The sequence below is a fragment of the Agromyces arachidis genome, from assembly GCF_052805135.1.
The window spans coordinates 1-22587 of the sequence record NZ_JBRBDK010000015.1 but is presented as its reverse complement, the minus strand read 5'-3'; the positions used below and the strand labels follow the sequence as shown (position 1 = coordinate 22587).

The 22587-nt window shown below is 72.9% G+C and carries 23 protein-coding genes and 1 tRNA gene; 2 read left to right on the top strand and 22 right to left on the bottom strand.

Going from position 1 to position 22587, the window contains the following annotated elements:
* Positions 1-37 precede the first annotated feature (37 nt).
* The 4 genes from ACUY4T_RS14215 to ACUY4T_RS14200 all read right to left on the bottom strand — a co-directional run bounded on the left by ACUY4T_RS14215 (position 38) and on the right by ACUY4T_RS14200 (position 3283).
* Positions 38-1753 carry a hypothetical protein gene (locus tag ACUY4T_RS14215; RefSeq protein ID WP_446019621.1) on the bottom strand — a complete coding sequence of 572 codons (1716 nt, stop codon included), beginning with the start codon at positions 1751-1753 and terminating at the stop codon, positions 38-40.
* A gap of 203 nt (positions 1754-1956) precedes the next feature.
* Positions 1957-2030 (bottom strand) — tRNA-Pro (locus tag ACUY4T_RS14210).
* Between the two features lie 120 nt (positions 2031-2150).
* Positions 2151-2807, bottom strand: coding sequence for a hypothetical protein (locus tag ACUY4T_RS14205; protein ID WP_446019620.1), 657 nt, complete (start codon positions 2805-2807; stop codon positions 2151-2153).
* Entirely contained in the window at positions 2804-3283 is a 480-nt protein-coding gene (locus ACUY4T_RS14200; RefSeq protein ID WP_446019619.1) for a MarR family winged helix-turn-helix transcriptional regulator, read from the bottom strand. The genes ACUY4T_RS14205 and ACUY4T_RS14200 overlap by 4 nt, the downstream gene beginning before the upstream one ends.
* Before the next feature lie 99 nt (positions 3284-3382).
* On the opposite strand from ACUY4T_RS14200, the gene ACUY4T_RS14195 reads away from it, so the two are divergent.
* Positions 3383-3889, top strand: a complete 507-nt coding sequence (locus tag ACUY4T_RS14195; RefSeq protein ID WP_446019618.1) for a nitroreductase family deazaflavin-dependent oxidoreductase — start codon at positions 3383-3385, stop codon at positions 3887-3889.
* Between the two features lie 6 nt (positions 3890-3895).
* Here ACUY4T_RS14195 and ACUY4T_RS14190 read toward each other — a convergent pair whose 3' ends face one another.
* Together ACUY4T_RS14190 and ACUY4T_RS14185 are read right to left on the bottom strand one after the other, a co-directional pair.
* Entirely contained in the window at positions 3896-4816 is a 921-nt protein-coding gene (locus ACUY4T_RS14190) for a CHAD domain-containing protein (RefSeq protein ID WP_446019617.1), read from the bottom strand.
* Between the two features lie 32 nt (positions 4817-4848).
* Complete coding sequence (locus ACUY4T_RS14185; RefSeq protein WP_446019616.1) at positions 4849-5310, bottom strand: nitroreductase/quinone reductase family protein; 462 nt, start codon at positions 5308-5310, stop codon at positions 4849-4851.
* Positions 5311-5366: 56 nt separating this feature from the next.
* Between ACUY4T_RS14185 and ACUY4T_RS14180 the strand changes: the two genes are divergently transcribed.
* Positions 5367-6173, top strand: a complete 807-nt coding sequence (locus ACUY4T_RS14180) for a YqjF family protein (RefSeq protein ID WP_446019615.1) — start codon at positions 5367-5369, stop codon at positions 6171-6173.
* Positions 6174-6233: 60 nt separating this feature from the next.
* Here ACUY4T_RS14180 and der read toward each other — a convergent pair whose 3' ends face one another.
* The 16 genes from der to ACUY4T_RS14100 form a co-directional block, all read right to left on the bottom strand.
* Positions 6234-7742 (bottom strand): ribosome biogenesis GTPase Der, encoded by a 1509-nt coding sequence (gene der / locus ACUY4T_RS14175; protein ID WP_446019614.1) that lies wholly within the window; start codon positions 7740-7742, stop codon positions 6234-6236.
* Positions 7743-7795: 53 nt separating this feature from the next.
* On the bottom strand, positions 7796-8494 hold the full coding sequence (cmk, locus tag ACUY4T_RS14170) for a (d)CMP kinase (RefSeq protein WP_446019613.1): 699 nt from the start codon (positions 8492-8494) through the stop codon (positions 7796-7798).
* A gap of 3 nt (positions 8495-8497) precedes the next feature.
* Positions 8498-9580, bottom strand: coding sequence for a prephenate dehydrogenase (locus ACUY4T_RS14165; RefSeq protein ID WP_446019612.1), 1083 nt, complete (start codon positions 9578-9580; stop codon positions 8498-8500).
* A 1-nt stretch (position 9581) separates the two neighbouring features.
* The gene (locus ACUY4T_RS14160; protein ID WP_446019611.1) at positions 9582-10379 is read right to left on the bottom strand and encodes a pseudouridine synthase; all 798 of its coding nucleotides are present in this window, start codon (positions 10377-10379) and stop codon (positions 9582-9584) included.
* Entirely contained in the window at positions 10366-11049 is a 684-nt protein-coding gene (gene scpB / locus ACUY4T_RS14155) for an SMC-Scp complex subunit ScpB (protein ID WP_446019610.1), read from the bottom strand. Before scpB ends, ACUY4T_RS14160 begins: the two co-directional genes overlap by 14 nt.
* Positions 11039-11938 carry a segregation and condensation protein A gene (locus ACUY4T_RS14150; protein ID WP_446019609.1) on the bottom strand — a complete coding sequence of 300 codons (900 nt, stop codon included), beginning with the start codon at positions 11936-11938 and terminating at the stop codon, positions 11039-11041. The genes scpB and ACUY4T_RS14150 overlap by 11 nt, the downstream gene beginning before the upstream one ends.
* Positions 11922-12809 (bottom strand): ParA family protein, encoded by an 888-nt coding sequence (locus tag ACUY4T_RS14145; RefSeq protein ID WP_446019608.1) that lies wholly within the window; start codon positions 12807-12809, stop codon positions 11922-11924. Before ACUY4T_RS14145 ends, ACUY4T_RS14150 begins: the two co-directional genes overlap by 17 nt.
* Positions 12810-12853: 44 nt before the next feature.
* Positions 12854-13825 (bottom strand): site-specific tyrosine recombinase XerD, encoded by a 972-nt coding sequence (gene xerD, locus ACUY4T_RS14140; RefSeq protein WP_446019607.1) that lies wholly within the window; start codon positions 13823-13825, stop codon positions 12854-12856.
* Positions 13759-14400 carry an NUDIX domain-containing protein gene (locus ACUY4T_RS14135; protein WP_446019606.1) on the bottom strand — a complete coding sequence of 214 codons (642 nt, stop codon included), beginning with the start codon at positions 14398-14400 and terminating at the stop codon, positions 13759-13761. The genes xerD and ACUY4T_RS14135 overlap by 67 nt, the downstream gene beginning before the upstream one ends.
* Positions 14393-16051: a CTP synthase gene (gene pyrG / locus ACUY4T_RS14130; RefSeq protein WP_446019605.1), complete on the bottom strand. Its 1659-nt coding sequence runs from the start codon at positions 16049-16051 to the stop codon at positions 14393-14395. Before pyrG ends, ACUY4T_RS14135 begins: the two co-directional genes overlap by 8 nt.
* Before the next feature lie 156 nt (positions 16052-16207).
* Positions 16208-17905: a DNA repair protein RecN gene (gene recN / locus ACUY4T_RS14125; RefSeq protein ID WP_446019604.1), complete on the bottom strand. Its 1698-nt coding sequence runs from the start codon at positions 17903-17905 to the stop codon at positions 16208-16210.
* A complete protein-coding gene (locus ACUY4T_RS14120; protein ID WP_446019603.1) occupies positions 17898-18854 on the bottom strand; it encodes an NAD kinase in 957 nt (318 codons plus the stop codon). The genes recN and ACUY4T_RS14120 overlap by 8 nt, the downstream gene beginning before the upstream one ends.
* On the bottom strand, positions 18809-19624 hold the full coding sequence (locus ACUY4T_RS14115; RefSeq protein WP_446019602.1) for a TlyA family RNA methyltransferase: 816 nt from the start codon (positions 19622-19624) through the stop codon (positions 18809-18811). Before ACUY4T_RS14115 ends, ACUY4T_RS14120 begins: the two co-directional genes overlap by 46 nt.
* Positions 19621-19809: a hypothetical protein gene (locus ACUY4T_RS14110; protein WP_446019601.1), complete on the bottom strand. Its 189-nt coding sequence runs from the start codon at positions 19807-19809 to the stop codon at positions 19621-19623. Before ACUY4T_RS14110 ends, ACUY4T_RS14115 begins: the two co-directional genes overlap by 4 nt.
* A 61-nt stretch (positions 19810-19870) precedes the next feature.
* Positions 19871-20902 carry an HAD-IIA family hydrolase gene (locus ACUY4T_RS14105; RefSeq protein ID WP_446019600.1) on the bottom strand — a complete coding sequence of 344 codons (1032 nt, stop codon included), beginning with the start codon at positions 20900-20902 and terminating at the stop codon, positions 19871-19873.
* On the bottom strand, positions 20899-21774 hold the full coding sequence (locus ACUY4T_RS14100) for an ICP22 family protein (RefSeq protein ID WP_446019599.1): 876 nt from the start codon (positions 21772-21774) through the stop codon (positions 20899-20901). The genes ACUY4T_RS14105 and ACUY4T_RS14100 overlap by 4 nt, the downstream gene beginning before the upstream one ends.
* Positions 21775-22587 lie beyond the last annotated feature (813 nt).

Sequence of the window (22587 nt, the reverse complement as noted above, 5' to 3'; positions counted from 1 at the left end):
GCCGGGCCCGCCGGGACTGTCCACAGGCGGTCCGGCGTCACTCCGGCGCGGTCGTGAACGCGAGCACGACGGGCGGGAGCTGGCCGCTCAGGTACTGCCCCTCGCCGTCGTAGACCGTCGTCGGTCCGCGCTCGGTGCCCGGCTTGACGTAGGAGCGGAGTCCGGCGGTGAAGTACCCGTGGAGGTGCGGGTCGCCGGGCGCCGTCACGTCGGTCACCATGGGGACCATGTTCTCGGTGATCGTCGTGCAGGCTCCGTCGGTCAGGCCCGCGATGGCGTCGCAGTCGCGCGTGAAGAAGTGCACGAAGAACTTATCGGCCTGCTCGACCGTGGCCGCGTAGCCCTGCGCCGAGTCCGCCAGGTCCGTCTCCGGCGATCCCGGATCCTCGTCGGGGACGTTGCTCACTCCCTTCAGCAGTGAGGCGTCGTTGATCGAGAGCCCGTTGTACGTGGCGTTGCCGGTCCGGGTGCCGAGCGTGCCGAGCACCGCGTACACCTGTCCGGAGTCGAGCGGCTGCGGCGGCATGAAGAAGTAGCTGGCGTCCTGCCCGTCGCCCAGGCAGTTCTCCCCCACGCTGCGGCAGTGGGGACCGAAGTGGCCGAGCCACGTCTCCACGTTGCCCATGAGCGGCGGCTCGCCGAGGGAGGGCGCGGGAAGCGGCTCGAGGTTCCACGGCCCCCCGGTGGCGCGCGCGGTGACCGACGCCTCGAGGGCAGCGAGGTCGCCGCGGAGGTCGGCCTCGTCCTCGGCCGACCGGGGATCGCGCGGTTCGTCGCCGTACGGTTCCGCCGGCCGCTCCGAGGACGGCGCCTCGCGCACTCGGACGACCTGCAGCGGCAGCGTCGACCGCCAGGCCTTGGCCGCCCGCTCGTCGTCCGGCATCGCGTACCGGAAGCCGTGCAGGAAGTCGAGCGACGCCTCGTCGAGTCGGAGCGGGCCGAGCGGCACGCCCGCGAAGCTCGACGGGATGCGCTCGGTAAACACGGCCTCCTCGGGGACCCCCAGCGCGTCGAGCGCCGTCCGGACCTTCTCCTCCATCACCTGGTCGGGGGTGATGATGAAGTACCGCTGCTCACCGAAGGACGCTCCGGATGCGTCCCCGTCCATCACGACGTTGTTGATGCTGTTGCCGAGGCTCGAGAAGCTCTGCACTCGGCCGGGGTCGCGGGGAAGGGTCGCGAACAGGTAGCCGACCATGGGCGAGTCGATGAAGGCGTCCCGCCCGCCCGACGCGGCATCGGTGATCCACGGATACCCGTACGGCCGCGCCGGGTCGCCTTCGGGAACGACCCATTCGTGGCTGAAGACGTAGGACTGCAGCCCCATGTACCTGCCCGGCGGGGGCATCGTGCCGAAGACCACGACGGCCTCGCGAGGGTCGAACCGGTGGGTGGTGGTGTACCCGGGGCGGACCCGGCCGAACGCGCCCTCGGTGGCCGGGTCGACGTACTCGTCGGGCCACGGCGCCACGGCCGGCAGGACGTAGGGCGATGCCGGGTTGTTCCCGTAGCAGTTGAACGTGACCTCGTACCCGGCCTCGCAGTCGTCCATCGTCCATAGGCGCGGATACCCGCGGGACGCCTCGAGGCCGTCGGCCGTGAGGTCGTCGACGAGCTGCCGCGCCATCCGGTCGCCCTGGGACTGCGCGGCGACCCCGCTGTCCGACGCCGCCGCGGCGGCCGAGGTGCCGAGCCCGGCGAGGAGGGCCAGCGCCACGATCGGATAGGCCAGCCGAGACTGGGTGGACCACATGGCGAGACTCCTTCCGCGTCCGGCTCGGCCCCGAGTCCGGCTCCGGGTCGCCTCGTCGGCGCTGCCTCGCACGCTAGGGCGCGGACACCGCCGCCGACCGGGACCAAAGACCGCCGGAACGCGCAGGCGGCGCGGGGGCGGACCCCGAGGACGACGAAGGCCCGGAACCCGCGGTGTCCGCGTGGTTCCGGGCCTCTTCCCGGTCGGGCTGACAGGATTTGAACCTGCGACCCCTTGACCCCCAGTCAAGTGCGCTACCAAGCTGCGCCACAGCCCGATGCCTCGGCGTTCCCGCGAAGACAACTTGACCATCATAGCGGCATCGGAAGGGGTGCTCGTGCACGCGCCGCCGTCGCGGCCTCCGCGGGCCACGGCGGTTCGCGGTCGCGAGCGACCCTCAGATGTGCCGGCGAACCGCGTCCATGAACCCGGCCGGATCGTCGACCCAGATCCGCACCTCGTCGACCGCCTGCGGCCCGCCCTTCGGGGGCGTCCCCGGCAGTCGCACGACGGTCGGTCGCTCGAGCTCGATGACGATGACGGTCTCGTCCTGCATCCGCAACGACAGGGTTCGCGTGCCGTCCGCCTCGGTGACCTTGGGCGTCTTCGGCTCGTCGACGCGGCGCTCGCGCGCGACCGACGCGATGTCGTCCCAGGAGAGCGGGATGTCGGTCTCGAGCCCCTCGCGGACGCGGATGCCCTCGGGACCGACCGTGTGCGGGCGCATCAGGTAGGCGGCGAGCAGGCCGAACATCCAGGTGAGTCCCCAGACGCCGAGGATCAGGAACAGGATCCGGACGACCGGCCACCGATGCACGATCAGGTCGATGATCGGGATCTCGACCGCCGACAGCACGATGAAGATCACCAGGATCGTGAGGACAGGCCTGTGGTAGCCGAACCCGGCCGCGCCCGGCGCGATCGCGGGCCGTCGCGCGACGAACCGACCGATGCTCGCGTAGATGCGCAGCTCGAGCCGCAGCGCCCGCAGCGCGAATGCGCCGATGCGTCGGGTGACGGATGGCGCAGCCCCCCGATTGACGTCGGCGGTCATCGATCCGCCCCAGGGCGGCGCGCGGCGGCGCGGCCCGCTCCGGAGGCCTCGACGAGTTCGCGCAGGCGTTCCGCGACCGCGTCGATGCCGCGGACGAGCGCCTCCCGATCCGCGGGCGCGACGGCGGCGAGCAGGGTGGCCGAGAGCTCCTCGTGGTCGCGCTGCATCTCGCGCATGAGCTCGCTCGCCGAGGGGGTGAGGGCCACATGCGTCGCCCGGCGGTCCGTGGGGTGCGGTGAGCGCTCGACGTACCCGCCCTCCTCGAGCGCGTCGACCAGGCCGGTGATGTTCCGTGCGCTCACCTCGAGACGGTTCGCGAGGGCCTGCTGGGTCGAGGGACCGGAATGCGCGAGGTCCCAGAGCACGCGCGTGCGCGCGGTGGTGAGCGACGTACCGGCGAACTCGCGGGCGAGGTCGCGCTGGAACAGCTCGCTGATCTCGAGGAGGCGGTCGAGGATCGTCGGGTCCGGGGCCATATCGTGATGCTACTTCATCATGAAGCCGATTCGGTGCCGGCCCCGCGTTCCCCCACGGATCCGGCGGACGACCGCGCTCCTATGATGGGCGCCGTGGTCATGAAGAAGCCCGGACCGCTGCTCGCCTGGTTCTACCGGGCCCCGTCGGCGCTCTACCGCGCGCGCCTCGGCTGGGTGCTCGGCGGGCGGTTCCTGATGCTCACGGCCCTCGGCCGCAGGAGCGGCGAGGCGAGGCGCACCGTCCTCGAGGTCGTGCGTCGCGACGGGAACTCGGGGGGAACGCCGACCCTGTGGGTGGTCGCCAGCCGCGGACCGCGGACCGACTGGTACCGGAACGCGGTGGCGAATCCCGACGTGCGGGTGCACTGGCGGTCGCAGCGGTACCGCGCGACCGCCCGTCCGCTCGACGAGGGCGAACGGTTCGAGCTCCTCGCCGACTACCAGCGACGCCACCCCCGCGCCGCAGCGATGCTCGGGTCCGCCGCGCTCGACGCGTCGTTCACCGCAGCGCCCGACGCCCTGCGACGACTGGCGCACGAGCTGCGGGCGATCAGGCTCGATCCGGCATCCCCGGAGGTCGCTCCCCCGCCGCAGCGACGGCCGTGACGGCGCTCATCCGGCCTTCCGGTGCCACTTCGCTGCCGCGGCCCTCAGGTCGTCGATCGCCTCCGGCAACTTCGCGAGGTGGGCCGCCGCTCGCTCGTCGGCATCGTCCGCGAGCCGCAGGAGCGTGCCGGCCGGATCGCCGACGTGCGCGGCGTGCGCGGCCGCGCGCCGCACGTGCTCGCCGAACAGCAGCTCGTCGCGATGGTCGCCGAGCACGTCGTGGATCGCGTCGCCCGCCTCCGCGAGCGCGACCGCCGCGTGCCCGAACAGCTCGACGGGCGGCTGCGTGACCGCTTCGGCGGCGTAGCGGAGACGTCGGGCCGCCTTCCGCAGCTCGTGCAGGTCGTCGGGTTCCGGCTCGGCCGGCAGCCGGCGCGCTCGCTCGGCGGCGCGTCGGGCCTCCCGGTCCAGCAGTCGGGCCAGTTCGGGCCCGGCCGCGAGGGCGGCGCGCTCGGTGAACGGCGGATCGGCGAGCACGTGGTCCAGTTCGGCGAGGCGCGCGACCGCTCGCGGCATCCGCTGCCGTTCGACGAAGCGCGCCTGCGCCACGTCGTGGGCGACCCGCTCGTCATCGACGAGGATGCCGCGCACGCGCGCGCGTTCGGCGCGCGAGGCGAATCGTCCCGCTTCGTCGGCCGCCTCGAGTGCCGCCTCGGCGACCTGCACACGCACCTCGAGGTCGCGCACCGTGCCCAGTTCGCGGCCCAACTCGCGAAGGCGCCGCCGCAGTCCCGTCGCGACGCCGGCATCGAGCACCGGACCGTAGGCGGCGAGCAGGCTCCGCAGCCGGCGCACGCGCGTGCGCAGCTGGTGCAGCGCGTCCGGTTCGTCGGCCATCGCCTGCGGCAGCGACTCGCGCAGTCCGTCGCGCACCGCGACGAGCGCGCGCACCGCGGTCCATCCGGCGTCGTCGTCGGGCTGCCTCATCCGCCCATGGTGGGCGACCCGCTCGCCGGTCGTCAACGGGCGCCGTCCGGCTCGCCCGGCTCGCAGACGACCAGCGGGATCTCCCGGCGGGTGCGCGCCTGGTAGCGCGCGTACACGGGGTACGCCGCCGCGATCCGCGGCCACAGCTCCGCCCTCTCGTCGGGCGAGGCCGTGCGCGCCCGCATCTTCCGGCGTCCGTCGCGCTGTTCGATGACGACGTCCGGGTTGGCGACGACGTTCAGGTACCAGGCCGGATGCCGGTCGGCCCCGCCCTTCGACGCGACGAGCACGATCCGCTCCGGTTCCGCGATCGGCGCCGACAGGATGACGGAGCGCGGCAGCCCGGAGTGCCGGCCGACCGCGTGCAGCTCGAGGGCGGGCATGCGCGCGATGCGCCATCCGAGCCGCCCACGCGAAGCCCGGATCACCCGGCGATGGAACCGCGAGAGCATCGTCATCGCCCGGTCGCCCCGGACGGCCCCGGTCGATGCCATGCCCCCGAGCCTACGCGCGTGCGAGCCCTCGCGCGCGGCGGGGTGGGCGCGGCAGGATGGTGCTCGTGGACGGACTGCCGCGGATCGCGCCCCCGCTGCCCGGGCGGGTGGTCGTCGAACAGCGCTGGCGCGACCTGGTGTTCCTGCACTGGCGGGTCGATCCCGCCCGGGTCCAGCCGTACCTGCCCGCGGGCACGCGCCCCGACGTCATCGACGGCGAGACGTGGGTGGGACTCATCCCGTTCGTGCTGGCGGACACGCGGTTCCCGCCGCTGCCGGCCCTCCACCGCGTCGGCACGTTCGTCGAGGTCAACGTGCGCCTCTACGCACGCGACGCCGCCGGACGGCGCGGCGTCGTGTTCCGCACGCTCGAGGCGGGGCGGCTCCTGCCGGTCCTGGCTGCCCGGATCGGCTTCGGCCTGCCGTACCACTGGGCCCGCGCGGGCGTCGTGCGACGAGCGGATGCCGACGGCCTCGAGCTCGACTTCCGGAGCCGACGTCACGGCCGCCGCGGTCCCGCCACCCGAATCCGGGCGCGTCTCGGCGAGCCCGTGCCGGACGACGCCCCGGATGCCGCGCTCGCGCACTTCCTCACCGACCGGTGGGGCTACCACGAACGCCATCTGGGCCGGACGACGTGGGCGCGCAACACCCATGAGCCGTGGCCGCTGCAGCGTGCGGAGTTGCTCGAGCTCGACGACGGCCTGCTCGCCGCATCGGGCTTCGGCGACCTCGCCGGTCGGCCCCCCGACTCCGTGCTGGCCTCGACGGGCGTCCGCACGGCCTTCAGTCGTCCGCGACCGATCCGTGCGTGGAACTGGTCGATCCCGCCCATCGGCGTCCAGCGGCCGGCGGGCGCCTGACCGCTACGGCTCGCAGACCCGTGCGGCGATCGCGGTCCGGGCCGCAGCCCGGCGTCCGGCTCAGCGCTGGCGCCGCTCGCGGACCCGCATGTTGGTCACGATGGGCGTGCCGACGAAGCCGTAGATCTCGCGCAGGCGACGCTGGATGAAGCGGCGGTAGCCCGGGTCGAGGAACCCGGTCGTGAACAGGACGAACGTCGGCGGACGGGTCGACGCCTGGGTGCCGAACAGGATTCGGGGCTGCTTGCCGCCGCGGACCGGGTGCGGGTGCTCCTGCGTGAGCTCGGTGAGGAACGCGTTGAACTTGCCGGTCGGGATCCGGGTGTCCCACGAGTCGAGCGCGGTCTCCAGGGCGGGGACGAGCTTCTCCAGGTGGCGACCGGTCTTCGCGGAGATGTTCACGCGCGGCGCCCACGCCACGTGGTGGAGGTCCTGCTCGATCTCCCGCTCGAGGTAGCGGCGGCGGTCGTCGTCGAGGAGGTCCCACTTGTTGTACGCGAGCACGAGCGCACGGCCCGACTCCAGTACGAGGTCGATGATCCTGACGTCCTGCTCGGAGATGGGCTGCGACACGTCGAGCAGCACGACCGCGACCTCGGCCTTCTCGAGGGCGGCCTGCGTGCGCAGCGACGCGTAGAAGTCGGCGCCCTGCTGCAGGTGCACGCGGCGGCGGATGCCGGCGGTGTCCACGAAGCGCCAGATCCTGCCGCCCAGCTCGATCTGCTCGTCGACCGGGTCGCGCGTGGTGCCGGCGAGCTCGTTGACGACCACGCGCTCCTCGCGCGCGGCCTTGTTCAGCAGGCTCGACTTGCCGACGTTCGGTCGGCCGAGGATCGCGACGCGACGGGGCCCGCCGAACTCCTCCTTGGCCACCGCGGAGACCTGCGGGAGGACCTTGAAGACCTCCTCGAGCAGGTCGGCCACGCCGCGGCCGTGCAGCGCCGAGACGGGGTGCGGCTCGCCGAGGCCGAGGTTCCACAGCGCCGCGGCCTCGGGCTCCTGGCGGGTGTCGTCGACCTTGTTCGCGACGAGGAAGACGGGCTTCTTGGTCTTGCGGAGCAGCCGGACGACGTGCTCGTCGGTCGCGGTCGCGCCGACCGTCGCGTCCACCACGAAGAGCACCACGTCGGACAGGTCGATCGCGACCTCGGCCTGCGCGGCCACCGACGCGTCGATGCCCTTCGCGTCGGGCTCCCACCCGCCGGTGTCGACGAGCGTGAAGCGGCGGTCCAGCCATTCGCCCTTGTACGAGACGCGGTCGCGGGTCACGCCGGGCGTGTCCTCGACGACCGCCTCGCGACGGCCGAGGATGCGGTTGACCAGCGCGGACTTGCCGACGTTCGGTCGACCCACGATCGCGATGACCGGCAGCGCGGGGAGGTAGCGGATGCCCTCCTCGCCCGCCTCGGAGAGTTCGAGGAGGTCGAGGTCCTCGTCGTCGAGGTCGTACTCGTCGAGGCCCGAGCGGAGCGCCGCGGCGCGCTGCTCGGCGAGCTCGTCGTCGACGCCGGCGAGTCGCTCGGCGAGGTCGTCGGCGGGGGCGTCGAACTCGTCGTCGCGGTCGGTCATGTCAGCTCCTGGAAGGTCTCGGCGTCGCGCGCGCGAGCGCACAACCTCTCTATTCAACCAGTACGAACCTGAGCGTCGCGGATGACGCCGAGCACCGCGTCGACGGTGCCGTCGAAGTCGAGGTCGGTCGAGTCGACGGTCACGACGCCGTCGGCGGCCCGCATGAAGTCGACGACCTTCGAGTCGGCGGCGTCGCGCGCGCGCAGCTGGGCGCCCGTGGCCTCGGCGGAGTGCCCCACGAGCTCGGCGGACCGGCGCGCCATGCGCACCTCCTCCGAGGCGGTGAGCAGGATGCGCGCCGGCGCGTCCGGCGCGACGACGGTGGTGATGTCCCGGCCCTCCACGACGATGCCATCGCGCTGCTCGGCGGCCATGATCGCCCGGAACACCTCGATGAGGTGCGCGCGCACCTCGGGCACGCGCGCGACCGCGCTCACGACCGCCGAGATGCCGGGTTCGCGGATGGCCTCGGTCACGTCGGTGGCGCCGACGTGCACGGCGTACCCGTGCGGGTCGGTGCCGATCCGGTAGTCGAACGAGTCGAGGCAGGCGACGACGGATGCCGCGTCCTCGGTGTCGACGTGCGACGCCGTCGCGTGCCAGGCCAGCGCCCGGTAGGCGGCACCGGTGTCGAGGAAGCCCCAGTCGAGGCGCCGCGCCACCTCCTTCGAGACGCTCGACTTGCCGCTGCCGGCGGGACCGTCGACGGCGACGACGAAGGGGTACTCGACGGGGTGGGATTCGTGCTGCACGTTCTAACCTGCGATCCGCCAGCCGCGTTCGGCCAGCTCGGTGGTGAGTCGGTCCGCCGCCTCGGGGAGCACGGCGATCTCGGCGAGTCCGACCTGTCGGCCGGGCGAGTGCTCGAGGCGGAGGTCTTCCAGGTTCACGCCGATCTCGCCGATCTCGGCCAGCAGCCTCGCGAGCTGGCCGGGACGGTCGTCGACCATGACGACGATGGTGGTGAACCGCTTGTCGGTGCCGTGCTTGCCCGGAAGCCGCTCGACGCCGGTGTTGCCGCCCGTCAGCTCCTCGGCCACCCGCCGCCTCGCTCCGGGGGCGGACGGGTCGGCGAGCGCGTCGATGAACCGGTCGAGGTCGTCGCGGTAGGCGAGCAGGATGTCGCGGACCGGCGCGGCGTTGGCCCCGAGGATCTGCACCCACAGGTCGGGGTCGCTGGCCGCCACCCGGGTCACGTCGCGGACCCCCTGCCCGGCGAGGCCGAGGGCGGCGTTCGGGGCGTCGACGAACCGACGCGCCATGATGCTCGACACCACCTGCGGCACGTGCGAGATGAGCGCGACGCCGCGATCGTGCGCCTCGGGCGTCATCTCGACGAGCGTCGCGCCGAGGTCGAGGATCAGGTCGTCGATCGCGCTCGCGCGCCGGTAGCTGATGTCGTCGTGCGCCGCGACCACCCACGGGCGGCCGGCGAACAGGTCGGCGCGCGCCGCGAGGGGTCCGCCGCGTTCGCGACCCGCAAGGGGGTGCGAGCCGATGTAGCGCGAGACGTCGGCCCCTGCCGCCTCGAGCTCGGCGAGGATCCCGGCCTTCACGCTCGCGACATCCGTCACGATCGCGTCGGGGAACGCGGCCAGCTCGGTCGCCACGACGGCGGCCGTGACGTCCGGCGGAACGGCGACCACGATGAGCTGCGGCGCATCGTCCGGGCCGGCCGGACGCCCCGCGCCGAGGTCGACGGCGATCGCGACGTGCGTCGGCGAGGCGTCGGCGAGGATCACGTCGATCCCCCGCGCCCTGAGCCCCAGCGCGACGCTGGTGCCGAGCAGGCCGGCGCCGACGACGCGGACGGGCCCGACCAGTCGTGACTCGACCACCTCAGCCGTTCCCCTTCCGCTGCGCGTCCGCGGCGCGCGCGATCGTGAGCAGCGCGCCGAGTTCGACTCTAGTCAACTCGCGCACGGCGCCCGACCTGAGCGTGCCCAGGTGCAGCGGGCCGAACTGGCGGCGCACCAGTTCGACGACGGGATGTCCGACGGCGTCGAGCATCCGGCGGACGATCCGGTTGCGCCCGGAGTGCAGCGTGACCTCGACCATCGTGTGCCCGGCGCCGGCCTGGGTCTGGATGATCTTCGCGCGGTCGGCGCGGATCGGACCGTCCTCGAGCTCCACCCCGTCCTTCAGCCGCTGGAGGGTCTGCGGGGTCATCCGCCCGCGCACCTTGGCGATGTACGTCTTCTCGACGCCGAACGACGGATGCGCCAGCACGTGGGCGAGCTCGCCGTCGTTGGTGAGCAGCAGCAGGCCGCTCGTGTCGCCGTCGAGCCGGCCGACGTTGAACACGCGCAGCTCGAGCGGGTCGGCGAACCGCCGCAGGTCGGGGCGGCCCTGCTCGTCGCGCATCGACGATACGACGCCGCGCGGCTTGTTGAGCATGTAGTAGCGCTTCTCCTGGTCGAGCTGCACCGCCGACCCGTCGACCGCCACCCGGTCGACGACGGGGTCGATCCGGGTGCCGAGTTCGGTGACGATCGCGCCGTTGACCTCGACCCGGCCCTCCGCGATCATCTGCTCGGCGACGCGGCGACTGGCCACGCCCGCCGCGGCGAGGGCCTTCTGGAGCCGGACCCCCTCGGGGGCCGCGGCGTCGCCGCCGGAGTGCTCAGGCGTGGTCACGTTCGAATCCCTCCTGGCCGCCGTCGAGCAGCGGCGAGATCGGCGGCAGCTCGTCGATGGACGAGACGCCGAGGTTCGTCAGCAGGAGGTCCGTCGTGCCGTACAGCACGGCCCCGGTCTCCTGGTCGGTGTCGACCTCGGTGATGAGCCCCCGGCCGAGCAGGGTGCGCACGACCGAGTCGACGTTGACCGCCCGGATCGACGCGATCGACGAGCGCGAGATCGGCTGCTTGTACGTGATCACCGCGAGCGTCTCGAGCGCGGCCTGCGACAGGCGCGTCGAGGTCTGCGCGGCGACCACGTCGGCGATGAGGCGGTCGTACTCGGCGCGGGCGTAGAACCGCCAGCCGCCGCCGACCTCTCGCAGCTCGAAGGCGCGTCGCACCCCCGTGCCGGCGGTCGACCCGCTCGCGTCGGTGCGCGGTTCGCCCGAGGCCGCTCCCCCGTCGTAGTCGGCCGAGAGGCGCGCGATCGCAGCCCTGACCTCGGCGAGCGGTCGTTGCACCGCCGCGGCGAGGTGCACGATCGACTGCGGCTCGTCGGCGATGAAGAGGATGGCCTCGAGGGCGCGGTCCAGGTCGAGGCGCGGCTGTCCCGGCACGTCGAGCGGCGTCGACACCGACACCTCGACGCCCTCGGGCCGCTCCGCGGCATCCGTGTCACTCGTCATAGTCGGCTCCCAGGCTCTCGAGTCGGTCGTCGGTCCAGCCGTCCCCGGCGGCCCATCGCAACGTCAGCTCGCCGAGCGGCTCGAGCTGGTCGAAGCCGATGGCGGCGTGCCGGTAGAGCTCGAGCACGGCGAGGAACCGCGCCACGACGATACCCGCACGGTCGACCCCGGCGATGAGTTGCCGGAACGTGACGGGGTCGCCGCGCCGCAGCACGGCGACGACGTGCGCCGCCTGCTCGCGGATCGAGACGAGCGGAGCGTGCAGGTGATCGAGCCCGACCATCGGGACCTCGCGGGGCGTGAGCGCCAGCATCGCGAGCGCGGCGAAGTCGTCGGGGCCGAGCGTCCAGCGCAGCTCCGGCGCGCGCCGGCGGAATCGCTCCTCGAGCCGGACGGTGCGCGCATGACGCAGCGACTCGGCCTCGATCCGCCCGCCGAACCAGCGCGCGGCCTCCTTGAACGCCCGGTACTGGAGCAGCCGGGCGAACAGCAGGTCGCGCGCCTCGAGCAGCGCCACGTCCTCGGCGTCGACCAGCTCGCCCTGGGGCAGGAGGCCGGCGACCTTGAGGTCGAGCAGGGTCGCCGCGACCACCAGGAACTCGCTCGCGCGGTCCAGGTCCTCGTTCGTCTCGATGCCGCGCAGGTAGGCGATGAACTCGTCGGTGACCGCGGACAGCGACACCTCGGTGATGTCGAGCTCGTGCTTGGCGATCAGGGAGAGCAACAGGTCGAACGGACCCTCGAAGTTCGCAAGGGCGACACGGAACCCGGCTTCGGGGCGGGCATCGTCGTGCGGTTCGCGACCGGCGGGCACGGCGGAGTCCGTCGCTCCGGCGCTCGCCGCGCCGTCCTCGATCGCCTCCCGCGTCGGCTCAGGCGACCGCGCCACGGTCGACCAGCTCCCGGGCGAGCTGACGGTAGGCGCGCGATGCCGGGTGCTCGGGCGCGAACTCGGTGATCGGGGTCGCGGCGACGGTCGCGTCGGGGAACTTGACCGTGCGCGTGATGACCGTCTCGAGCACCTGGTCGCCGAACGCCTCGACGACGCGTTCGAGCACCTCGCGCGAGTGCAGCGTGCGGGCGTCGTACATGGTCGCGAGGATCCCGTCGAGCGTGATCGCCGGGTTCAGCCGGTCGCGCACCTTGTCGATGGTCTCGATCAGCAGGGCCACGCCGCGGAGGGCGAAGTACTCGCACTCCAGGGGGATGATGACGCCGTGCGCCGCGGTCAGGGCGTTCACCGTGAGCAGGCCGAGCGACGGCTGGCAGTCGATCAGGATGACGTCGTAGTCGCCGGACACCTTGCGGAGCACGCTCGCGAGGATCTGCTCGCGTGCCACCTCGGTGACCAGGTGCACCTCGGCGGCCGAGAGGTCGATGTTGGCCGGGATCACGTCGAGCCCCTCGACCCCGGTCCGCTGGATGGCGTCGGCCGGCGAGACGCTGCGCGAGAGCAGCAGGTCGTAGATCGTCGGCACGTCGTGCGTCTGCACGCCGAGCCCGGCCGACAGCGCACCCTGCGGGTCGAAGTCGACGGCGAGGACGCGGCGGCCGTAGTCGGCGAGCGCCGCGCCGAGGTTGATGGTCGTCGTGGTCTTGCCGACGCCGCCCTTCTGGTTGCACAGCGCGATGATGCGCGCCGGGCCGTGGCCCGGGAGCGTGGGCGGTTCGGCGAACTCGCGGAGGGGGCGACCGGTGGGACCGAGATCCGACTCCAGCGTGGCGGTGCCGTCCGCCGGGTCGTAGGTCTCGTGGGTCACGGTGCGGTTCTCTCTCCGTCGTCGGCTGCGATGCTTGCTCGATTCTAGCGAGCGCGAGGGTGCGCAGCCGTGTACATCTCGCGGAGTGTATCGGCCGTGACCAGCGTGTAGATCTGGGTGGTGGCCACCGAGGCATGGCCGAGGAGCTCCTGCACGACGCGGACGTCCGCTCCGCCCGCGAGCAGGTGGGTGGCGAACGAGTGCCGCAGGGTGTGGGGCGAGACGGATGCCGCGACGCCGGCCCGCTCCGCGGCATCCTGCAGCACCTGCCACACCGCCTGTCGCGACATGCGGCGGCCGCGGGTGCCGAGGAACAGTGCGGGGGTCGCCGTGCCGCGCGCGGACAGCACGGGGCGCGACCGCACCAGGTACGCGTCGACGGCCCGGCGGGCGTAGCTGCCGACCGGGACGATGCGCTGCGTGCCGCCCTTGCCGAAGAGGCGCACCACCTCGTCGTCCAGCAGGTCGTCGACGTTCAGCGCCGTGACCTCGGAGACGCGGGCCCCGGTGGCGTAGAGCAGCTCGAGCAGCGCCACGTCGCGAAGGGCGGTCACGTCCTCGCCGATCCGCGCGGCGTCGATGATCGCGGCGACATCCTCGACGGGGATCGCCTTCGGCAGCCGCATGGGCTGCTTCGGGGGCCGCAGTTCGCGCGCCGGATCGGTTGGCGTGCGCCCCTCCTCGGCGAGGAACCGGTGCAGGCCGCGGACCGCGGACAGCACCCGGGCGATCGACGAGACGGCGAGGCGCGGCTCGCGCTCGCTGCCGAGATGGCGCAGGAACCCGGCGAGGTCGGCCTCCGTGGCCCGTTCGGGGCCCTCGATCCCCTGCGCGTCCAGCCAGGACCGGTAGATGGCGAGATCGCGCCGGTACGACGCGAGGGTGTTGCGCGCGAGGCCTCGCTCGACGGTGAGGTGCCGCAGGTAGTCCTCGACCGCGCGCTCGTCCACTAGGCCTCCGGGCGATGGGCGGGGTGCGCCGGCCACGGCGCGTCGGCCGGAGCGAGCGTCCGCCATCCGCGCGCACGGGCGGCGGCGGCCGCGAGCACGCCGATCGCCAGCGACGGGTTCCCCAGCCTGCGTCCGAGCACGGCGTCGACGCAGGCGTCGAGCGGAACCCACCGCACCTCCATGTCGGCCTCCTCGTGCTCGCGATCGAACGCCTCGTCGGCGTCGCCCACCCCGCGGGCGAGGAAGATCCGGATGGCCTCGCTGCTGCCGCCGGGCGTCGTGAAGTAATCCACGAGCACCGACCAGTCCGAAGCCACGAGGTCGGCCTCCTCGGCCAGTTCGCGTCGGGCCGCCTCGAGCGCCGGCTCGTCCGGCTGGTCGAGCAGCCCGGCGGGGATCTCCCAGTCGCGCGCGCGCACCGGGTGCCGGTACTGCTTGATCAGGAGCACCCGGTCGTCCTCGTCGAGCACGAGCACCGCGACGGCGCCGGGGTGGTCGACGTACTCCCGCTCGATGCGCAGGGCATCGTCGCCGTAGGCGAACGCGTCGCGGCGGACGTCCCAGATGCGGCCGTCGAAGACGGTCGTGCGCTCGAGCAGCGGCAGGTCGACGTACTCGTCGGCCGGGAACGACTCAGGCATTCTCGACGTCGAACAGGAGGCTCGCCTGCTGGCGCTCGAGTGCGGCCGCGACCAGCCCGCGGAAGAGCGGGTGCGCGTCGTTGGGTCGGCTGCGGAGCTCCGGGTGCGCCTGCGTGGCGACGTAGAACGGGTGGGTCTCGCGCGGCAGCTCGACGAACTCGACGAGGTGCCGGTCCGGCGACATGCCGGAGAATACGAGCCCGGCATCGGCGATGCGATCGCGGTAGGCGTTGTTCACCTCGTACCGGTGGCGGTGCCGCTCGGACACGTCCGTCGAGCCGTAGAGCCCGGCGACGATCGAGCCCTCCTCGAGCCGGGCCGGGTAGAGCCCGAGGCGCATCGTTCCACCGAGGTCGCCGCCGGCGATGATCTCGACCTGCTCCTCCATGGTCGCGATGACCGGGAACTCGGTGTCCGGGTCGAACTCGCTCGAGGACGCGCCGGGGAGGCCCGCGACGTTCCGGGAGTACTCGATGACCATGCACTGCAGGCCGAGGCAGAGCCCGAGGGTCGGGATCCCGTTCTCGCGGGCGAACTGCAGGGCGCCGAGCTTGCCCTCGATGCCGCGGACGCCGAATCCGCCGGGGACGAGGATGCCGTCGAGGTGGGAGAGCCGCTCCTTCGCCCCCTCGGGCGTGCGGCACTCGTCCGACGGGATCCACTCGATCCGCACCTTCGCCTCGTTGGCGAAGCCGCCGGCCCGGATGGCCTCGGTGACCGAGAGGTAGGCATCGGGCAGGTCGATGTACTTGCCGACCAGGCCGATGGTGACCTCGTGCTTGGGGTCGTGCACGACCTCCAGCAGGTCGCTCCAGCCCGACCAGTCGACGTCGCCGGCCTGCTCGCCGAGTCCGAGCGCATCGATGAGGTAGGCGTCGAGTCCCTGGTCGTGCAGCATCGTCGGGATGTCGTAGATGCTGGGCACGTCGACGGCGTTCACCACGGCGGCCTCGTCGACGTCGCACATCAGGGCGATCTTGCGCTTGTTGGCCTCGGTCACGGGGCGGTCGCTGCGCAGCACGAGCGCGTCGGGCTGGATGCCGATGGACCGAAGCGCCGCCACGGAGTGCTGCGTCGGCTTGGTCTTCTGCTCGCCCGAGGCGCCCATGAAGGGGACCAGCGAGACGTGGACGAAGAACACGTTCTTGCGCCCCAGCTCGTGGCGGACCTGGCGGGCGGACTCGATGAACGGCTGCGACTCGATGTCGCCGACCGTGCCGCCGATCTCGGTGATGATCACGTCGGGCTTCGGCGTCTCGGTCGCCTGCAGGCGCATCCGGCGCTTGATCTCGTCGGTGATGTGCGGGATCACCTGCACGGTGTCGCCGAGGTACTCGCCGCGGCGCTCCTTGGCGATGACGGTCGAGTAGATCTGGCCCGTCGTGACGTTCGCCGCCTGCGAGAGGTCGATGTCGAGGAAGCGCTCGTAGTGGCCGATGTCGAGGTCGGTCTCGGCGCCGTCGTCGGTCACGAAGACCTCGCCGTGCTGGAACGGGTTCATCGTGCCCGGATCGACGTTCAGGTACGGGTCGAGCTTCTGCATCACCACCCGCAGTCCCCGCGCCGTGAGCAGGTTGCCGAGGCTCGCCGCCGTCAGGCCCTTGCCCAGAGACGAAACCACACCTCCGGTCACGAAGATGTGCTTGGTCACGGTCTCCGTGAGGTCAGTGTTCGAAATGTCTGCGCCGCGATCTTCCACCACGGGCTTGTAGTCTATGCGACTCCCGGCTGAGAATGCCCCGACATTCCCTGCGGATGTCGGATCGACGTGATCACCCGGGCGTGTCGATGCGTCGGCGGCACGGGATCAGGCGGCCGGGTCCTCCGCGATCTCGAGCAGTTCGCGGGCGTGCGCGAGTCCGCTCTCCGAATCGGCGAGACCAGACAGCAGGCGGGCCATCTCGGCCTCCCGCTCGCCGCCCTGCAACTGCCGGACGCTCGAGGCGGTCACGCGCCCGTCGGTGCCCTTCACCACGCTCAAGTGGTTCGTGGCGAACGCCGCGACCTGCGCGAGGTGGGTGACGACGATGACCTGGGCGCGTTCGGCCAGCCGCGCGAGCCGTCGGCCGATCTCGATCGCCGCAGCACCCCCGACGCCGGCGTCGACCTCGTCGAAGACGAACGTGGGCACCGGATCGGCCCCGGCGATGACCACCTCGATCGCGAGCATCACCCGCGCGAGCTCACCTCCGGAGGCCCCCTTCGACACCGGACGGGGTTCGGCACCCGGATGGGGCCGGAGCAGGATCGAGACCTGGTCCTGCCCGTTCGGCCCGGGCTCGGGCGCGCGCTCGACCGACACGGTGAGCTCGGCGTCGGGCATCGCGAGCGCCGCGAGCTCGGCGGTCACCGAGGCGGCCAGGCGTCCGGCCGCCGAGGAGCGGAGGCCGCTCACGCGGTCGGCGAGCTCGGCGACCTCGGCGACGCGACGCTCGACGGCCTGCTCGAGGACGGCGATGCGGTCGTCGTCGCCGTCGAGTTCGACGAGCCGGAGCCCGCCGTCGTGCCGGAACGCGAGCACCGCCTCCATCGACCCGTGGCGTCGGACGAGGCCGGCGAGCACGGACCGGCGCTCCTGCACCGTCTCGAGCTCGGCGGCACCGTCGGCGTCGAGGCCGGCGAGGTACCCGGAGAGCTCGGCCGCAGCGTCGGCGAGCGCGAACCCGGCGCCGGCGACCGCCTCGGCGATCGGGGCGAGCGCCGGGTCGTGCGCGACGACGCGGTCGACGTGACGGCGTGCGGCCTCGACCAGCGTCACCGCATCGGGCGTGTCGTCGGCGGGCGCCTCGGCGGAGACGAGTTCGCGCGCCTGGGCGGCGGCAAGCCGGAGGTCTTCGAGGTTGGTGAGCCGGTCGGCCCGCTCGGCGAGTGCGGCGTCTTCGCCGGGCTGGGGGTCGGCGGCCTCGATCTCCTCCAGTGCGCGGCGGAGTTCGTCGGCCTCCCTGGCCCGGGCGTCGTGCGCGTCGCGGAGCGCGGTCAGCTCGTCGGCGTCGGACCGCCAGGCGCGGTAGGCCGCGCGGTAGTCGCCCAGGGCCGCTGCGAGTTCCGCTCCGGCGAACCGGTCGAGCGCCTCGCGCTGCGCGGTGGTCGAGCGGAGTCGCTGCTGGTCGGCCTGCCCGTGCACGACCACGAGGTGGTCGGCCAGTTCGGAGAGCACGCCGACGGGCGCGCTCCGTCCGCCGACGATCGCCCGGCTGCGGCCCTCGGCCGACACCGCACGGCCGAGCAGCAGTTCGCCGTCGTCGAGGTCTCCGCCCGCGTCGGCGACGCGCTCGCCGACCGGTCCGGCGTCGTCGAGCAGCCAGCGACCCTCGACCCACGCCTGCTTCGCGCCGGCGCGCACGGTCGCGGCATCCGCTCGCGCACCGAGGAGGAGCCCGAGCGCGGTGACGACCATGGTCTTGCCGGCACCGGTCTCGCCCGTCACCGCGGTGAACCCCGGGCCGAGGGGCAGCGTGGCCTCGGCGATTACGCCGAGGTCGCGGATCGCGAGTTCCTCAATCATCGGCGACCGGCCCCTTCCAGCCCGTCACCGGAAGCTGGAACTTGTTCACCAGCCGGTCGGTGAACGGCGCCTGGTGCAGGCGCGCCAGGCGCACGGGGACGGGCGACCGACGGACGATCACCCGAGAGCCGGGAGGCAGTTCGAACATGCGACGGCCGTCGCACCAGATGACCGCCGCGGTCTCGGTGCGCTCGAGCACCTCCACGGCGAGCGACGAGTCGGGTCCGACGACGAGGGGCCGAGCGAAGAGGGCGTGCGCACTGAGCGGGACGAGCAGCAGCGCCTCGACCGCCGGCCAGACCACGGGCCCGCCCGCCGAGAACGAGTAGGCGGTCGACCCGGTCGGCGTGGACATGACCACGCCGTCGCAGCCGAATGACGAGAGGGGGCGGCGGTCGACCTCGATCACCACCTCGAGCATGCGCTCGCGCTCGGCCTTCTCGACCGTCGCCTCGTTCAGCGCCCAGCTCTCGTACACGACCTCGTCGCCGACCTTGGCCCGCACGGAGAGCGTCATGCGCTCCTCGACCGTGTAGTCGCGGGCGAGCGCGCGCCCGACCGTGTAGCCGAGGTCGTCGCGTTCGCTCTCCGCGAGGAACCCGACGTGCCCGAGGTTCACGCCGAGCAGGGGAACCGGGTGGTCGCGCGTGAGCTCGGCGGCACGGAGGATGGTGCCGTCGCCGCCGAGCACGATGACGAGCTCGAGGTGCTTCGGCGAGACCTCCTCGAAGCGGCGCACCACGCCCTCCAGCTCGGGCAGGTGCCGGAGCACGTCGTGCCACTGCTCGGCCGCGATCACGGGCACGGCGCCCGCGGCGACCAGCTGCCCGCACACGTCGGCCGTGGCCTCGAGGGCGGACTGCCGACCGGTGTGGGACACCACGAGGAAATGCCGTGCCTCACTCACGCCGTCACGCCTCCCGTCGCTTCTCGGACCCGACCCGACCATTCTGACGGATCGGCGCCTCGGGACGGGCTGAGCAGGACCAGCACCTCGCGATTGCCGTGCGTCCCCGCGATTGGGGAGGACAGCACGCCCGCCGTCCGCAGTCCCAGGTCGTGGGCGGCCCACAGCACGTTCATCACCGCGTCGCCGCGCGCGGCGGGGTCCCGCACGACGCCCTCTCGCGTGCCGCTCCGCCCCACCTCGAACTGCGGCTTCACGAGCAGGACGAACTCCGCGTCGGCGGCGGCCGTCTCGCGCAGCGCCGGCAGCACGGTCACGAGCGAGATGAAGGACAGGTCGCCGACGACGAGCGCCGGGCGTTCGACGACCCCGGTCAGCCGCGCGAGCTCGGCGGCGTCGAGGTGCCGCACGTTGCACCCCTCGACCACGACGAGCCGGTCGACGTCGCGGAGCTCCGGCGCGAGTTGCCCGTGGCCCACGTCGACCGCGAGGACGGTCCGGGCCCCGCGCTCGAGGAGCACCTGGCTGAAGCCGCCGGTCGAGGCACCCGCGTCGAGCACCACCAGGTCGCGCGGGTCGACGCCGAAGGCGTCGAGCGCCGCGATCAGCTTGTGCGCCGCTCGGCTGACGTAGTGGTCGGCCTCGGCGACCTCGAGCACCGCGTCGTCGCCCACGCGGTGCGACGGCTTCGTGACCGGGCGGCCGTCGACGCTCACGACGCCCGCCGCGATGAGGGACGCGGCATGCGTGCGCGAGCGCGCGAGCCCCCGTGCCGAGAGCGCGGCGTCGAGCCGCTCACCGGCCGCGGTCATTCGGAGGCGCGAGCCGGATCGGATCGCTCGAGCTCACCGCGAAGGCGCTCGGCGAGGGCGTCGAACTGCGGCGCGCGCTCGTCGAGCGGCGCGGCCTCGATGCCGGCGAGGGCATCGGCAGCGGAGGCCGCCGTGTCGTGGCCGGGCAGGCCGACCTCGTCGGGGTCCAGATCTCCAGTGCTCACCCCTCAACGGTAGCGGGCACCCACGACAGCAACCGCACCGACACCGCGCAGGACCGCGCCCTCAGCGGTAGAGCCGCTCCGGGACGTCGAGCGCGTGGATCGCGGTGCCGCACTCCCAGATCGCGAGGCACGCCGCGCGCAGCAGGTCCAGCGGCCGGTCGCCGTCGCGTTCGATCACGACCGTCCTGCCCTCGACGCGCACCGACGCCCGACCGACGCGCACGGCGCCGCGACGGCGCTCCGCGATCGGGTACGGCTCGTGCAGCCCGCGCAGGTCGTCCAGGATGAACTCGGGTCGGCTCGCGGCATCCGCTGCCAGGACCTGCTTCGCACGGTCGATGCCGGTGAGCACGACCGCCGAGGCGATGCCGGCGCGGTTCGCGCCGCGGATGTCGGTGTCGAGCCGATCGCCCACCATCAGCGGGTTCGAGGCGCCGAACCGCTCGCGCGCCACGTCGAAGATCGGCGTCTCGGGCTTGCCGGCGACGTCCGGGAACCGCCCGGCGGCCGTGTGCACGGCGGACACGAGCGTGCCGTTGCCCGGCGCGATGCCGCGCTCCACCGGGATCGTCCAGTCCATGTTCGTCGCGATCCAGGGGATGCCGCCCGGCTCCCCCGGTCCCCCGTGCGCGTTGAGTGCGAACGCGGCCTCGGCGAGGTGTCGCCAGCCCACGTCGGGGTGGAATCCCTGCATCACGGCATCGGGCGCGTCCTCCGCGGACCGCGTGACGCGATATCCGCCGCGTTCGAGTTCGCTGACGATGCCGTCGCCCCCCACCACCAGCACGAGCGCTCCGGGAGCGACGGCGGCCGAGAGCAGGCGCATGGCCGCCTGGGGCGAGGTCACGACGTCGCCGGCGGCGACGCGCAGCCCGAGCGACGCGAGGTGGGTCGCGACCTGCTCGTCGCTGCGGGAGGCGTTGTTCGTGATGTAGCCGACCGGCATCCGCTCGGCGACGCGGTTCAGGCTCTCGACGGCGTGCGGCAGCGCATCGGGGCCTGCGTAGACCACGCCGTCGAGATCGGCGAACACGGCATCGACGCCGTCGAGCGGCGTGGCGCCGGGCTCACGCCGAGCGAACAGCGGGGTCATGCGCGATCGGACCCGGTCTCGTCGTTCCCGGTGACGCCCGGCTCCGCGCCCGCGGTCTCGGCGAGGATCGCCGCCACGTCGGGTTCGATCGCGTCGGCCGGGTCCCCCGCGTCCGCGGGTTCGTCTGCCGGCCGCGGCTCGTCCGGAAGGTCGGTCGCCGACATGCTCGGGCCGGCCTCGCGGTCGGGTGCGTCGGCCGCCGAGGGCCCGTCGACGGCGTCATCGAGCTCGTACACCTCGACGAGGTCGGCGTCGTCGCCCGCGAGCGCCGCCTCGGCTCGCTGCGCGCGCTCGCGCCACGACGCGGAATCCGCGGACCGGCCGAGTTCGTCGAGCACCTCGGCATAGGCGGAGAAGAGCGCGGGGCTGTAGGAGAAGGCGCGATCGGGGTCGAGCTGCGGGATCTCGAGCTCGGCCAGCGCGAGCTCCGGCTGCCCCAGGTCGAGTCGGGCGCCGGACATCGCGATCGCCAATGCGACCTGGACGGATGCCGGCAGCGTCGAGCGGTCGACCGATCGTCCCAGTTCCAGGGCGCGATCCGGTCGGCCGACGCCGCGCTCGCTGTCGACCATGAGGGGAAGCTGCTCGTCGCTCCCCGAGATCCGGCGGAACGTCCGCAATTCGCGGAGTGCGAGGGCGAAGTCGCCGGTCGCGTACGCGGTGATCGCGAGCGTCTCCCGCACCACGCCGATCCGGCCGGCTCGCCGCGACGCCGACAGCGCGTGCCGGTGGGCGAGTGCGGGATCGTCCTCGAGCGCTTCGGCGGCGGCGACCAGGTGCCGGGCGACCCAGTCCGCGTTCTCCTTGGTCAGCGTCTTCAGCTCCGCGCGCGCACCGCGGTCGAGGTCGCGCGCTTCGATGCGCTCGGGCACCTCCGGATCGTCGTGGCGCGGACGCACCTGGAGGTCGGCAGCCCCATGGGCAGCCGGTCGGCGGCTGGCGTCGGCCCCGGAACGGCGGTCGCCGTCGCGGGCGGGACGCGAACCGTAGGACTTCCGCTCGCCGTCGCGACCGTACGTCTTCCGCTCGCCATCGCGCGCCGGGCGCGAACCGTACGACTTCCGCTCCCCATCGCGATCGGGACGCGAACCGTACGACCTCCGCTCCCCATCGCGCGCCGGGCGCGAACCGTACGACTTCCGATCGCCGTCCCGACCATACGGCTTCCGATCGCCATCGCGATCGGGACGCGAACCGTACGACTTCCGCTCACCGTCGCGACCGTACGACTTCCGCTCACCGTCACGATCGGGACGCGAACCGTACGACTTCCGCTCGCCGTCGCGACCGTACGACTTCCGCTCGCCGTCACGACCGTACGACTTCCGCTCGCCGTCACGACCGTACGACTTCCGCTCGCCGTCGCGCGCCGGACGCGAACCGCCGGCTCGTTCGCCGGCCTTCCGCGGCGCACGGGACCGCTCTCGATCCCCGCTCGCTCCGCGCGGTCGTCCATCCTGGCCGGAGCGTTCCTCGCCCGAGCCGTGCTGCGTCGAATCGCTCACGAATCTTCCTGTCGTGTGGGGAGCCGTCGTGGACTCAACCGTACTGCGGAGCCGGAGCTCGCGCCTTAAACGAAGAATGGCCACCCGCCGGCGCTCGCAATTGAACGCTGGGGGTGGCCACTCTGCAATGTATGTCCGGCGGTGTCCTACTCTCCCACAGGGTCGCCCCTGCAGTACCAT

Coding starts and splice junctions, on each gene's coding strand:
- ACUY4T_RS14215 (WP_446019621.1), bottom strand. CDS start 1,753: ATGTGGTCCACCCAGTCTCGGCTGGCCTATCCGATCGTGGCGCTGGCC.
- ACUY4T_RS14205 (WP_446019620.1), bottom strand. CDS start 2,807: ATGACCGCCGACGTCAATCGGGGGGCTGCGCCATCCGTCACCCGACGC.
- ACUY4T_RS14200 (WP_446019619.1), bottom strand. CDS start 3,283: ATGGCCCCGGACCCGACGATCCTCGACCGCCTCCTCGAGATCAGCGAG.
- ACUY4T_RS14195 (WP_446019618.1), top strand. CDS start 3,383: ATGAAGAAGCCCGGACCGCTGCTCGCCTGGTTCTACCGGGCCCCGTCG.
- ACUY4T_RS14190 (WP_446019617.1), bottom strand. CDS start 4,816: ATGAGGCAGCCCGACGACGACGCCGGATGGACCGCGGTGCGCGCGCTC.
- ACUY4T_RS14185 (WP_446019616.1), bottom strand. CDS start 5,310: ATGGCATCGACCGGGGCCGTCCGGGGCGACCGGGCGATGACGATGCTC.
- ACUY4T_RS14180 (WP_446019615.1), top strand. CDS start 5,367: ATGGTGCTCGTGGACGGACTGCCGCGGATCGCGCCCCCGCTGCCCGGG.
- der (WP_446019614.1), bottom strand. CDS start 7,742: ATGACCGACCGCGACGACGAGTTCGACGCCCCCGCCGACGACCTCGCC.
- scpB (WP_446019610.1), bottom strand. CDS start 11,049: ATGACGAGTGACACGGATGCCGCGGAGCGGCCCGAGGGCGTCGAGGTG.
- xerD (WP_446019607.1), bottom strand. CDS start 13,825: ATGGCGGACGCTCGCTCCGGCCGACGCGCCGTGGCCGGCGCACCCCGC.
- ACUY4T_RS14135 (WP_446019606.1), bottom strand. CDS start 14,400: ATGCCTGAGTCGTTCCCGGCCGACGAGTACGTCGACCTGCCGCTGCTC.
- recN (WP_446019604.1), bottom strand. CDS start 17,905: ATGATTGAGGAACTCGCGATCCGCGACCTCGGCGTAATCGCCGAGGCC.
- ACUY4T_RS14120 (WP_446019603.1), bottom strand. CDS start 18,854: ATGGTCGGGTCGGGTCCGAGAAGCGACGGGAGGCGTGACGGCGTGAGT.
- ACUY4T_RS14115 (WP_446019602.1), bottom strand. CDS start 19,624: ATGACCGCGGCCGGTGAGCGGCTCGACGCCGCGCTCTCGGCACGGGGG.
- ACUY4T_RS14105 (WP_446019600.1), bottom strand. CDS start 20,902: ATGACCCCGCTGTTCGCTCGGCGTGAGCCCGGCGCCACGCCGCTCGAC.